The sequence below is a fragment of the Salinicoccus sp. CNSTN-B1 genome, from assembly GCF_054792835.1.
Genome location: NZ_JBTWMN010000004.1, coordinates 1,352,058 through 1,364,755 on the forward strand (window position 1 = coordinate 1,352,058; position 12,698 = coordinate 1,364,755).

The following is a 12,698-nucleotide window of genomic DNA, read 5'->3' on the forward strand; positions in this document are numbered from 1 at the left end:
CGATGATCTCTACTTTCTGGTCTGGGCCAATCGGGCATCCAGAGTTATGAGGTGAAAGCTTTCGGTCAGTAGGGTGTCTCCTGCGAGTATCGCAGCAGCTTCACCATATACTTTATGGTTGGTGGGCTCACCACGCCGGTAGTCGTCGTCATCCATGGCCGGGAGGTCATCATGTATAAGGGAATATGTATGAACCATTTCCACCGCTGCTGCGGCTCCGACACCTTTCTCCAGGTCAGCACCCAATGACTCGAGTGCGGCAAAAAGCAGATAAGGACGAAATCTTTTGCCGCCAGCCTTGATGGAATAGCTGCTGGCTTCTTCAATTGTTTTGGAGACACGGTTCGTCTGAAGGTGGGCAAGGATTCTAGATTCAGCTTTTATGAGGTAATCATTCATATCATTCTTCATCTTCTGCCCCTTTCTTGTTAAGTGTTTCAACCTTCAACTCTGCATTTTTGAGTATCTTGTCGCACTCTGCAGTAAGCTCCACTCCTTTTTGGTAGAGTTCAAGCGATTCTTCAAGTGAAACCTCTTCTTCATCCAATTTTTTTACGATTGTTTCTAGCTGGTTCATCTTTTCTTCGAATGTTTCATCTTTCTTTTCCGGCATCATTTCTCACCTCTGTTACTTTGGATAGGACTGTGCCATCCCTTAATGTCGTTTCTATGATGTCCCCATCACCTAACGCGTCCACTGTTTTGACGACCTGACCTTCGTTGGTGGTGTAGGAATATCCACGTTTCAATACATTTGTCGGACTCAGCGAATTGAGGCGGTCTAGTGATGCACCCAATGTTTGCCGTGATGATTCAATCTTCACCTTGAGTGTCCTATCAAGATTTGCAGTGTAGGCATCCAGTATTTCGGCGCCCCTTCTGATTTTAAAGATCGGTGTATTATATCTTACGCCTTCTTTTGCATTCGACAGACGGTAGCCACTTTCACGAATCTTTGATGTAACTCTCGAATCAAGGCTATCTTTTAGTGCGACCAGTTTTTCCGTCTGCTGATCATAAAGGAGGTCCGGGTTTTTGAGTTTATAGTAGGAAGCCAGCGTCGACAGGCGGTTTTTATCGGACGTGATTTTTTGATGGATGCTGCGTGCCAGGAATTTTTCCGTCTGACTGAGCTTTTCGAAAATATCGACACGGTCCGGGACAGATATTTCTGCAGCTGCAGTTGGTGTAGGGGCCCTCAAATCAGAAACGAAGTCGACAAGGGTTGTATCTGTTTCGTGACCGATGCCTGTGATGATGGGTGTCTTCATGTTGAATACAGCAAGTGCGACGTCCTTCTCGTTGAAAGTCCATAAATCTTCTATGGATCCGCCCCCTCTTGCCAGAATTATAGTATCCGCCCCCGATTCATCCGCCTCTTCAAGACTACGAACGACTGTCGTCCTACTTTTACTGCCTTGCATCAATGTGTTGTAGATCGTCACTGTAACAAGAGGATAGCGTCGTTTAAGCGTAGTGACCATATCCTGCAGTGCTGCACCGGTTTGGGAACTGATTATGGCAATCTTCTTGGGATACTCCGGAATCCTTTTTTTATACTTGTCATCGAAATACCCTTGATTGCGCAAATCGGCTTTATCTTTTTCAAGCTTTTCAAAAAGCAGGCCGATGCCATCCATCTCAATGCTGTCTGCATAGATCTGGTATTGGCCACTACTTTCAAAAATGCTGACCCTGCCTTCGATGAGTACGCTCTGCCCTTCCTCCGGCTGAAACTTCAATGCGTGGGCATTCCGTGAAAACATCACCCCGCGCAGTACGGCATCTTTGTCCTTTAATGCAAAAAATAGATGGCCACTCGAATGATGTTTGACATTCGAGAGCTCACCTTTTAAATAGACACGCGTTAAATACGGATCTTGGTCGAACTTATATTTCAGGTACTTTGTCAATGCACCTACGGTAAGGTATTTACTGTGCTCCATCCGTGTTTTCATCCGTTTCAAAAATAAAGTTTTTGAGGACACCGTTGACAAAGCGGTAGCCATCCTTCTCCCCGTATTGTTTCGCAAGGATGATCGCTTCATTGATCACTACTTTTTTGGGGAATCCCCATGAAGTATTTCAGAAATGGCTGTCCTCAAAATATTCCTTTCAACTTTCGGGATGCGTTCCAAAGTGTAGCTGGTCAGATGATTTTTAATTTCATCATCTATCCTGGACTCATGTTCTGAATGATAATCCACGATTGACTTGATGTACGGGTATTCCTGATACAAATCATGGAATGATGCATCCTTTAGGCTCACAAGTCCATGATCCAGTTGGAACAGTATTTGAAATATTTTCTTTCGTTGTTCATGTCGGTTCATTAATAACACCATCTAATCATCTATTTGATATTTACGATATGGACATTGACTTCTTTTACAATATTATCCGTCATGTTCATAATAGTCTGGGTGACGTTCTTTTGTATATTTTCAGCAGTGCCATGCACGTTGTGGCTTCTGGTCAAGCGTGACGTAGGTTGAAAGTCGGACTTCCTTATCCTTGCTGTCTACTTTGACCCCGCGGCCACGATATTTTTTGCCGATCTTCTCGAAGTTGCCGCTGGCAAAGTTGTTATGCAATGCATGCACACCTTCTGTTTCCGTCACGGCAATACTTGCAATCACTTCAAGTACTTCGGTGAAATCTCGATGCGTCCAAGATTTGCTTTATTCTCTTCAATAATCATATTAATCACCTCGTCAATTCATTATATCATGGTTTGACAGGAAGTTTGTATTATAGTCATTGTTCTTGAATGATTCATGGTTCAACAGATTCATATGGAAAGGAATTGTCGTATCGACCCCGCCAATCTTGAATTCTCCAAGTGCACGCAGTGCAGTGTTGATGGCTTCTTCCCTTGATGGCGCAAAAGTGATCAGCTTCGCGATCATGGAGTCATAGTAGGGAGGAATGACGTATCCAGCGTAGCAGGCACTATCCAGTCTGACGCCGAAGCCGCCTGGCACCATGAAGTCGGTGATCTTGCCGGCAGAAGGCATGAAATTTTTGTATGGATTCTCCGCATTGACGCGCAGCTCGATCGCATGCCCCTTAAATTCAATTTCCTCCTGTTTGAACGGTATGGGTTCTCTTCTTGCGATTTTGATCTGCATTTTGACAAGGTCTACACCGGTGATCATTTCCGTAATTGGATGTTCCACTTGGATGCGCGTATTCATCTCCATGAAGTAAAAGCTGTCGTCATTCAAGTCATAGATGAACTCGATGGTGCCGGCTCCGATGTAATCGATGCTTTTTGCAGCTGTCACAGCCGTCTGCCCTATCTCTTCACGCCTTGCTTCGGAAAGTACCGGACTCGGTGCCTCCTCCACCAATTTCTGCATCCGCCTTTGGATGGTGCAATCGCGTTCACCAAGATGTACGACATTGCCATGATAATCTCCGAGCACCTGAATTTCTATATGCCTGAAATTCTCTATGTACTTTTCGATATAGAGGCTTTTGTTGCCGAAGGAACTTTCTGCTTCCTGTTCCGTCATCTTATAATTTTGTACAAGGGAGGCCTCATCCCTCGCAACCCGGATACCTTTTCCCCGCCGCCATGGCTTGCTTTAATGATGACCGGATAACCGATTTCTTCAGCGATTTCCTTTGCATCTTCTACAGAAGCCACAACGCCTTCACTGCCGGGTACGGTAGGTACGCCCGCTTTCTTCATCGTGTCTTTAGCGACATCCTTAACACCCATCAATGAGATTGTTTCATGCATAGGGCCGATGAAAATAAGGTTGGATACTTCACACATTTCTGCAAAATCGCTGTTTTCAGCCAAAAACCCATAGCCCGGGTGAATGGCGTCACATCCACTTTTTTTGGCTATCGTGATGATGCTGATCATATCGAGGTAACTGTCTTTTGAAAGCTTTGGACCGACGCAGTAGGATTCAGTGGCGATTTTCCGGTGTAGGCTGTCCTTATCTGCTTCAGAATAGATGCTGACGGATTCTATCCCCAACTCAGTGCACGCTCTGATGATTCTTACAGCAATCTCTCCGCGGTTTGCAACCAGTATCTTTTTGATCATCGTACTCTGAACAATGGCTGATCGTATTCAACCATGTCTCCATCTTCGACAAGTATCTCTGTGATTTCACCGGAAATTTCCGCCTGTATTTCATTGAACAGCTTCATTGCTTCAAGGATGCACACTACTGAGGAATTATCGACTTTATCCCCTACTTTCACATATGGGTCCGCCTCTGGAGAAGCTGCTTTATAGAATGTTCCGACCATTGGAGCCTTGATCACCTTGCCCTCTTCTTCAGGTGATGGCTGCTGCGGCTGTGCTTCTGCTGCAGCCGGTGTTGAAGGCACAGCAGCCGGTCTTGCAGACTGCTCCGGTTCTCCTCCGCGCTTAAGTTTGATTTCAACTTCCTCATCCTTATATGTCAATTCGGTGAGTGAAGCTTTTTCCATTTTACTTATCAGTGAGTCAATATATTCATGTTTCATGTTCAGGCTCCTTAACTTTCAAAATTTCTGTCTTGTATTTTACGCAAGTGGTCATACCAATTCAAGTAAAAAATGAAAGCAGAGGCTACTCTGCTTTCACTTTCTAGGCTCTTGAAACATAATGGCCGTCATCAGTACTGATGACAAGTGTGTCCCCTTCATTTACAAAGAGTGGCACCTGGAGCTGAAGTCCTGTTTCAAGAGTCGCGGATTTAGACGCGCCGCTTGCTGTATCACCTTTGATTCCCGGTTCCGTTTCAACTACTTTGAGTTCTACGTTTTTAGGCAGTTCGACACCGAGTGTCTCCCCTTCGTACATAATCAGGGAAACATTCATGTTCTCCTTCAGGTACTGGAGCTCATCAGTAAGTGCCGAAGCATCCAACTCCACCTGCTCGAATGTATTGTTATCCATGAAGACGTGGTTGTCTCCATCTGCATACAGATACTGCATCTTCAAGTTATCGATATGGGCTTTACCCACCTTCTCACCTGCGCGGAACGTTTTTTCCTGGATGGCCCCTGTCCTCAAGTTCCTGAGTTTGCTTCTGACGAAGGCGGCGCCTTTACCTGGCTTGACATGCTGGAAATCGACCACACGCCACAAGCCCCCTTCTATTTCTACTGTGAGTCCTGTTTTAAAATCGTTGACTGAAATCATAGTATTCCTCCTGTATTCTCATTGATTTAGATGATGAACAGCTCTTTACTGCTGTGTGAAAGTTTCTCAAGACCTTGATCTGTAACGAGGCAGTCGTCTTCAATCCTTACGCCGCCTACGTCTTCAATGTAGATGCCCGGTTCTACTGTAACACACATGTCTTTCTCGAGAACGGTTTCGCTGGACTTCGCCAAGCTCGGCATTTCATGCACTTCCAAACCGAACCCATGTCCAAGCGAATGACCGAAGTTATCTCCATAGCCGTGTTTCGTGATGATATCACGCGCAACCGCATCCGCTTCCCGACCGGTCATCCCTGTTTTGATTTCATCAAGTGCAGCCAGTTGGGACTCCAGGACGATGTTGTGTACCTTCTCCATTTCTTCTGATACGTGCCCGACGCCAAACGAGCGGGTTATATCAGATGCATACCCATTATAATATGCTCCAAAATCAAGTGTGATCATCTCGCCGGCCTCTATGATTTTATCAGAAGCCACACCATGCGGGAGTGCACCCCTGTAGCCGCTGGCTACAATGATATCAAAACTTGAACCTTCCGCTCCAAGTTTGCGCATGTGATTCTCAACTTCGTTGCGCACGTTGAGTTCACTCATCCCTGGCTTAATGTACTTCAATATGTGATCGTAGGTTTCATCGGCTATTTCGCACGCTTTTTTGATTATGGAAACCTCTTCTTGTGTCTTGAACATGCGGATTTTTTCAATCTCATTCGTCAAAGGCACAATTTCAAAGTTTTCAGCCAGCTTTTCAGAAGTATTGTAATTGATATGATGGCCCTCAAAACCAAGGGTACGAAGGTTTTTCCCTTTGATGAATTCCACTGTGAAATCAAGGAGACCTTTATCCTGAAGGATGAATTCAAACCCTTCAGCTTGTGCCCTGGCCTGCGCATCGTACCTGAAATCAGAAATCAGGTATCGGTTCTCCTTCGTGATGACTAAAGCACCGCTTGACCCTGTGAAGTTACTCAAGTATCTTCTGTTGTAGTCGCTCATGATGAGCAGTGCATCCAAGTTGTTCTCTTCTAAAAGGGTGTTCACTTTATCAAATTTGATCATATGCTTATACTCCACCTTTCAGATTACATTCTACATCAAAACAACCTTTATTTCAGTAATAGAATCATGCAATATCGCTTATATCCCGACTTTTTTGTAATTTGCAAAACAATATCATCTTTTGGTGTAACATGATATCATTATACAATGAAAATTAGGAGAATCAGATTATGAAACGAATGATGTCGATCATACTGTCGGTGATGTTCCTGAGCGCCTGTAGCGGGAACCCGGTAGAACAGGATTTAAAAAAGGCGAATGAGCGTAACGAGGAGTTGAAGCGGCTTCTGCAGACTGAGGAAGTCTCGCTCCAGAAGAATACACAGCGCCTTGAGAATCTGGAGCAGGAAATTTCCAAAATGAAAGAAATAAGGGGTAATCCCGACATAAGCAAGTATGTACAGGATATCGAATCGTATGCTTCGGAAATGGAATCTTCTTTTGATGAGCTGGACAAAATGATAAGGGAAAACGAAGAATCGCCCCAAAACCTCCAGTCCAATTTCAAAGAAGTCGAAAAACAGATATCACGTACGATAGAAGACTATAATGATGAAACCACTGATGTTGAGTTGGATGATTACCTGAAACGCCGGCATGAATCCATTCTACTGGCCAACGACGAAATCCTTGCAGCAATCGATATTTTGAACAGGGGTATAGAGAATGATGATCCTGATCTGTTCAAGGAAGGCCTCGATCAGCTTAAGCAAGTAAATGAATACTATTGATGAAGGAAGCGTGGACTGATGACCAATACGAAATATGGCGGTCAAGCCGTCATCGAAGGGGTAATGTTCCAGTCGTCCAGGAAGATGGTGACCGCCATCCGCCGCAATGACGATTCCATAGATTATTTCGAAATGGACCGTCCGCAAAAGGACTGGGTTCAGAAACTAAAGAAAATTCCTATCTTGCGGGGGAATGTGGCCATTATTGAATCAAGCATATATGGGATGAAACATATGGATTTCGCCTCTGAAAGGTATGAAAGGCATCCATCAGATGACATGAACATTGAAGCGGAGAAGCAGGAAGCGAATAAGTCCAAAATCGTCTTGTCCACCATTCTGATAGGCATACTTTCTTTTCTGGTCGGAAAAACCCTTTTCACCCTCATACCAGTCTTCATAGCCGAATTCTTCTCAGGGGTTGTTACTTCCCATGCTGGGCAAGTCGCCTTGGAGTCCTTCTTCAAGCTTATTCTGCTGCTTCTCTATATTTACGCCATTTCGATGACTCCCATGATCAAGCGCCTGTTTCAATACCATGGCGCCGAGCATAAAGTCATCAATACTTTCGAGGATAATGAACTGTTGACGGTGGAGAACGTCCAGCACCATTCAAGGCTGCACTATAGATGCGGCAGTTCCTTCATACTATTCACCGTACTTGTAGGATTTGTCGTCTATATGTTCGTGCCGGTAGATCCCTTCTATGTCAGAATCCTCAACAGATTGGCATTGATACCGGTAGTCATCGGATTGTCCTTCGAGTTCCTTCAGTTCACAAATAAGGTAAGGCATGTGCCGGTCCTTAAATGGTTCGGCCTACCTGGACTACTGCTGCAGCTGCTGACTACTAAACAACCCGATCATAAGCAAGTTGAAGTGGCCATCGCCTCATTCAACAGATTATCAAGGAGTGTGAAATAGATGAAACGATTTTTGATGTACCTGGTGCTTGCCATAGCTGCAATCGGCCTTGTAACCAACCTGGATTATTTCATGGGAATGATACTCAATTCGCTGGTGACCCTGCTGATCATCGGCCTTATCCTCTATGGAATATATTATTTCTTTATATTGACACCGAGCCAAAGAAAATATAAGCGCGCACTCAGAAAATCAAAACGCAGATATAGGAATCGCAAATAATGAAACTGCCCGGAATTGGGCAGTTTTTTTATCATCTTTAAACATTGTCTGCCAATCAACCGACCAGCCTAAGTTCGTACATCGTCCCCTCCACCCCGCTTCAGTGATTATCCCCACTAGATGTTCCTCATCATTTTCTCTTTTAAATTGTGTCGAACATCTTTATAATAAGCTTATGTGAAATTTTTAAGGAGAGATACAAATTGGATACTTGGTTGATTATTCTATTGGCGTCAATCGTCATCATCCTTCTTCTGGTAGTGAACGGCTACAGGAATATGAAGAGCGTCAAACCTCTTACAGAGGAAGAATTTAAAAAAGATTTGAGGAAAGTTCAGCTCATAGACTTGAGGGATAAAGAGAAATATGAATATGGACATATTATGGGTGCAAGGAATATTCCCATGATGAATTTCTCCATGAAGATGAATTCCCTTAGGAAGGACATGCCTGTCTATCTGTATGATCAGACCGGGAGGTTGCCTTACAGGGCTGGGAAGATGTTGAAGAAAGCAGGATTTAAAGATGTCTACATGCTGAAAAACGGCATCAGCAAATGGACTGGCAAAATCAAGTCCAAAAACAAATAATACAATGAATGGCCCCGGCTCGATGAGCCGGGGCCATTATTTTATTTCTCTTCTACAATGTCATCACGTTGGAACCTCAGCACTGGTTTTCTGGCAGCCTGAGTCTCATCCAAGCGACCGACCACAGTAGTATGAGGGGCTTCAAGGACGATATCTGGATCTTCCTCAGCTTCTTTGGAGATACCGATCAAGGTGTCTACAAATCCATCCAGTGTCTCCTTGGACTCCGTCTCCGTCGGTTCTATCATCATGCACTCTTCAACGTTGAGTGGGAAGTAGATCGTCGGCGGATGATATCCAAAATCAAGCAGACGTTTTGCCATATCGAGTGTACGCACTCCCATTTTCTTCTGCCTGGAACCGCTGATGACAAATTCATGTTTACAATGTTGCTTGTAAGGAAGTTCGAATGTACCTTCAAGCCTTCTCATCATGTAGTTGGCATTAAGGACCGCAATTTCCGATACTTCCTTGAGACCGTCCGGCCCCATGGTGCGAATATACGTATATGCCCGCAGGAATATGCCGAAGTTACCGAAGAATGGTTTTACGCGTCCGATGCTCTTAGGCACATCATGCTCGACTTTGTAGGAATCGTCTTCATTCTTGACGACGATCGGTTTAGGAAGATACTTCGCCAATTCTGATTTGACTCCGATTGGCCCTGAGCCAGGGCCACCACCGCCATGCGGACCTGTAAATGTTTTGTGCAAGTTCAAGTGGACCGCATCGAAGCCCATATCTCCAGGGCGTACTTTAGCCATGATGGCATTCAAGTTGGCGCCATCATAGTAAAGTTTACCGCCCGCTTCATGGACGATGTCACGCATTTCCAGAATATCTTCTTCAAACAGTCCAAGGGTATTCGGGTTCGTGAGCATTATTGCAGCTGTATCATCGCCTACCAGGCTCTTCAGGTGCTCGATGTCAACGAGCCCTTTGTCATTGGATTTTACAGTCACGGCTTCAAACCCTGCTACTACCGCACTTGCCGGGTTTGTTCCGTGAGCCGAGTCCGGTACGATCACTTTAGTACGGTTGAAGTCTCCATTGTCTTCATGGAAGGCTTTGATCATCATCAGTGCCGTCCATTCGCCTTGCGCACCAGCAGCAGGCTGCAATGTGATTTCATCCATGCCAGTAATCTCTTTGAGGTGTTCCTGCATATCGTAGACGATTTCAAGGGAACCTTGTATCGTCTTGTCGCTCTGGAGTGGATGGCTGAGTGCAAAACCTGGCATCCTGGCAACTTTTTCGTTAATTTTCGGATTATATTTCATGGTACAGGAACCGAGCGGATAAAATCCGGAGTCGACGCCGTAGTTCTTGTTGGATAGTTCAGTATAGTGACGCATCAGATCAAGTTCACTTATTTCCGGCAACTCGGCCTTTGTCTTCCGGACGAATTTATCGTCTATAATCGTACTGATATCCGCCTTTTCCACTTCCAGATCCGGAAGCGAATAGGCAAAGCGATCTTCTATGCTTCTTTCAAAAATCAAAGGACTGGATCCCTTAAGCATTGTATTCACCCAACCTTTCGATAAATCCATCTATTTCTTCCTTAGTGCGCAATTCTGTAACAGCTACAAGCATATAGCCCGCAAAATCAGCGTCCACTTTCTCTAGGTTATAACCGCCGATATAGCCGTATTCAAGTAGTTCATCATTGATTTCGTCGACATCTTTTGAGAGTTTTACTGCAAATTCATTGAAAGACTGACCATCCAGGATTGTAAATCCGGCAGACTTCAGCTTATTCTTCATGTAGTTGGTCTTTTGGATATTCTGTTCAGCCATTTCTACTGCACCATTTTTACCCAAGGCGCTCATCGCAACCGAAGATGCCAGCGCGTTCAGGGCCTGGTTGGAACAGATGTTGCTTGTTGCCTTATCCCGTCTTATATGCTGTTCACGGGCTTGTAGCGTGAGTACGAATCCACGGTTGCCTTCGTCATCCTGAGTTTGCCCAATGAGGCGGCCTGGCATTTTACGCATGAGCTTTTTAGTGGCTGCAAAATAACCACAGTGAGGGCCGCCGAATTGTGCCGGTATGCCGAACACTTGTGTGTCACCAGTGACGATGTCCGCCCCAAACTCACCTGGAGGTGTAAGAAGGCTGAGTGCAAGCGGATTACTGTTTACGACGAACAATGCCTTATGCTTGTGGGCAATCTCCTCCATCGCTTCCAGATCTTCAATGGAACCGAGGAAGTTCGGATATTGCACCATCACCGCTGCCGTATCTTCATCAGACGCTTCAGCGAGTTTTTCAAGATCGGTATAGGATCCATTGAGATCAACTTCCACTACTTCAATGTTTTGGCCTTTACAATAAGTTTTAAGCACTTCAATCGCCTGATAGTGAACACCCTTCGATACGACTACTTTCTTTTTCTTTGTCTGGCCGGCAGCCATTGTTGCGGCCTCAGCAAAGGCAGTCGGTCCATCGTACATAGAAGAGTTTGCCACGTCCATACCTGTGAGCTCTGCAATCAAGGTCTGGAATTCGAAGATCGCCTGCAGTTCCCCTTGGGAGATCTCTGGCTGATAAGGTGTATAGGCAGTATAGAATTCCGAACGCGAGATGACATGATCCACAACTGTCGGGATGTAATGGTCATAGACGCCACACCCAGAAACGAGGTATGTGTTTCTGTAGTGATGTTCTTTTTGGAGATGTTGGTGAGTTCCCTCAAAAGGGATGTTTCACTCTTCTTTTCTTTAATGTCCAATTCACCCTTGAACCGGACACTCTCAGGGATGTCTTCAAACAATTCGGAAACATCTTTTATGCCAATCGTTTCAAGCATTGCATTCTTATCTTTTTCAGTTAACGGCAAATAGCGGTGACTCAATTGATACACTCCTTCTGTTTTTAATTTTTATGGAACGGGGGTTTCACGAATTTAGCCGGCACATCTTTGTTGCGGACTTTGACGTTGAACGTTTTGTCGAGTTCAAAGAAGTCAGTATCCACAAGAGCAAAGCCGATGGATTTTTTGGTGACTGGAGATTGGGTGCCACTTGTTACATATCCTACCTTGTTTCCTTCTTCATCCGTCACTTCATAGTCGGTTCTCGCAATTCCTCTCTCAAGCAGTTCAAAACCGGCGAGTCTTCTTGGAGCCCCTTCATCTTTTTGTTGCTTGAGCACTTCTTTTCCAATGAAGTCCTCTTTGTCGGTTTTCACGGCAAAGCCTGCTTTAGCTTCAATCGGTGAAATATCCTCAGTGAGATCTTGACCATGAAGTGGCAAACCTGCCTCCAGTCTGAGGGTATCCCTAGACCCAAGTCCACATTCGGTTACGCCTTCATCGACGAAAAGTTTCCAGAGTTTCTCCGTATCTGAGCTGTCGCAGTATATCTCGAAGCCATCCTCTCCTGTGTAGCCACTTTGTGAAAGGATTACATTACAGCCACCGATCTCAACATCCTTTTTAAAACGGAACATCTTCATTTCGCTGATATCTTCATCGGTATGCTTCTGCACAATTTCACGTGCATTAGGTCCCTGGATGGCGATCTGTCCATAGTCGGAAGTGACATTTTTGACAGTCGCATCATATCCTTTTATGGAGGTCAGCCATTCATAGTCTTTATCAGTATTTCCGGCATTGACTACCAGAAGATATTTCTCATCTTCCAATTTATAGATGACGAGGTCGTCTATGACGCCACCTGACTCGTTGCATAACATGGTGTACTGGGCTTTTGTGTCGGTAAGTTTTTCGACATTGTTCGTCAGTGCATAATTGAGGAATGCTTCAGACTCCTTCCCTTCTACAAGGATCTCGCCCATGTGGCTCACCTCGAAAAGGCCTGCACTCTCCCTTACTGCCTTATGTTCTTCTTTTATACTGCTGAATTGGACCGGCAGAGCCCAACCGGAAAAGTCGATGACTTTTGCCCGGCTTCCTTATAATAGTTATACAGCGGCGTCTTTTTAAGTTCAGACATGATATTTCTATTCCTCCTTTGGATAATAAAAAAACAG

The 12,698-nt window shown here is 44.9% G+C and carries 13 protein-coding genes and 4 pseudogenes; 4 read left to right on the forward strand and 13 right to left on the reverse strand.

Going from position 1 to position 12,698, the window contains the following annotated elements; genetic code table 11:
• Positions 1–9: 9 nt before the first annotated feature.
• From ACYF68_RS08020 to ACYF68_RS08065, 10 genes and pseudogenes are all read right to left on the reverse strand, one after another.
• Entirely contained in the window at positions 10–411 is a 402-nt protein-coding gene (locus tag ACYF68_RS08020) for a polyprenyl synthetase family protein (RefSeq protein ID WP_461046252.1), read from the reverse strand.
• On the reverse strand, positions 401–613 hold the full coding sequence (xseB, locus tag ACYF68_RS08025) for an exodeoxyribonuclease VII small subunit (protein ID WP_461047541.1): 213 nt from the start codon (positions 611–613) through the stop codon (positions 401–403). Before xseB ends, ACYF68_RS08020 begins: the two co-directional genes overlap by 11 nt.
• Positions 594–1,946 carry an exodeoxyribonuclease VII large subunit gene (gene xseA, locus ACYF68_RS08030; protein ID WP_461046254.1) on the reverse strand — a complete coding sequence of 451 codons (1,353 nt, stop codon included), beginning with the start codon at positions 1,944–1,946 and terminating at the stop codon, positions 594–596. The genes xseB and xseA overlap by 20 nt, the downstream gene beginning before the upstream one ends.
• Positions 1,933–2,345 (reverse strand): annotated as a pseudogene (gene nusB, locus ACYF68_RS08035) (transcription antitermination factor NusB). The gene xseA and the pseudogene nusB overlap by 14 nt, the downstream one beginning before the upstream one ends.
• A 99-nt stretch (positions 2,346–2,444) precedes the next feature.
• Complete coding sequence (locus ACYF68_RS08040) at positions 2,445–2,639, reverse strand: Asp23/Gls24 family envelope stress response protein (protein ID WP_461046256.1); 195 nt, start codon at positions 2,637–2,639, stop codon at positions 2,445–2,447.
• 75 nt (positions 2,640–2,714) lie between these two features.
• Complete coding sequence (locus ACYF68_RS08045) at positions 2,715–3,158, reverse strand: hypothetical protein (RefSeq protein WP_461047543.1); 444 nt, start codon at positions 3,156–3,158, stop codon at positions 2,715–2,717.
• Positions 3,159–4,063: pseudogene (locus ACYF68_RS08050) on the reverse strand (ATP-binding protein); the annotation flags it as partial. It lies immediately after the preceding gene.
• On the reverse strand, positions 4,060–4,491 hold the full coding sequence (accB, locus tag ACYF68_RS08055) for an acetyl-CoA carboxylase biotin carboxyl carrier protein (protein WP_344702854.1): 432 nt from the start codon (positions 4,489–4,491) through the stop codon (positions 4,060–4,062). The gene accB and the pseudogene ACYF68_RS08050, both read right to left, overlap by 4 nt.
• 103 nt (positions 4,492–4,594) lie before the next feature.
• A complete protein-coding gene (efp, locus tag ACYF68_RS08060; protein WP_344702852.1) occupies positions 4,595–5,152 on the reverse strand; it encodes an elongation factor P in 558 nt (185 codons plus the stop codon).
• A 26-nt stretch (positions 5,153–5,178) separates the two neighbouring features.
• On the reverse strand, positions 5,179–6,234 hold the full coding sequence (locus ACYF68_RS08065) for a M24 family metallopeptidase (protein WP_461046259.1): 1,056 nt from the start codon (positions 6,232–6,234) through the stop codon (positions 5,179–5,181).
• Positions 6,235–6,404: 170 nt separating this feature from the next.
• Here ACYF68_RS08065 and ACYF68_RS08070 point away from each other — a divergent pair, with 170 nt between their 5' ends.
• The 4 genes from ACYF68_RS08070 (at position 6,405) to ACYF68_RS08085 (ending at position 8,701) form a co-directional block, all read left to right on the forward strand.
• Positions 6,405–6,965, forward strand: coding sequence for a hypothetical protein (locus ACYF68_RS08070; protein ID WP_344702848.1), 561 nt, complete (start codon positions 6,405–6,407; stop codon positions 6,963–6,965).
• 18 nt (positions 6,966–6,983) lie between these two features.
• Positions 6,984–7,889 (forward strand): DUF1385 domain-containing protein, encoded by a 906-nt coding sequence (locus ACYF68_RS08075; protein WP_344702846.1) that lies wholly within the window; start codon positions 6,984–6,986, stop codon positions 7,887–7,889.
• Positions 7,890–8,111, forward strand: coding sequence for an SA1362 family protein (locus ACYF68_RS08080; protein ID WP_344702844.1), 222 nt, complete (start codon positions 7,890–7,892; stop codon positions 8,109–8,111).
• A gap of 203 nt (positions 8,112–8,314) precedes the next feature.
• Positions 8,315–8,701 carry a rhodanese-like domain-containing protein gene (locus ACYF68_RS08085; protein WP_344702842.1) on the forward strand — a complete coding sequence of 129 codons (387 nt, stop codon included), beginning with the start codon at positions 8,315–8,317 and terminating at the stop codon, positions 8,699–8,701.
• Positions 8,702–8,742: 41 nt separating this feature from the next.
• On the opposite strand, the gene gcvPB is transcribed toward ACYF68_RS08085, so the two are convergent.
• The 3 genes and pseudogenes from gcvPB to gcvT form a co-directional block, all read right to left on the reverse strand.
• On the reverse strand, positions 8,743–10,224 hold the full coding sequence (gene gcvPB / locus ACYF68_RS08090; RefSeq protein ID WP_344703090.1) for an aminomethyl-transferring glycine dehydrogenase subunit GcvPB: 1,482 nt from the start codon (positions 10,222–10,224) through the stop codon (positions 8,743–8,745).
• Positions 10,217–11,559: pseudogene (gcvPA, locus tag ACYF68_RS08095) on the reverse strand (aminomethyl-transferring glycine dehydrogenase subunit GcvPA). Before gcvPA ends, gcvPB begins: the two are co-directional and overlap by 8 nt.
• Positions 11,560–11,579: 20 nt before the next feature.
• Positions 11,580–12,664, reverse strand: a pseudogene (gene gcvT, locus ACYF68_RS08100) (glycine cleavage system aminomethyltransferase GcvT).
• Positions 12,665–12,698 lie beyond the last annotated feature (34 nt).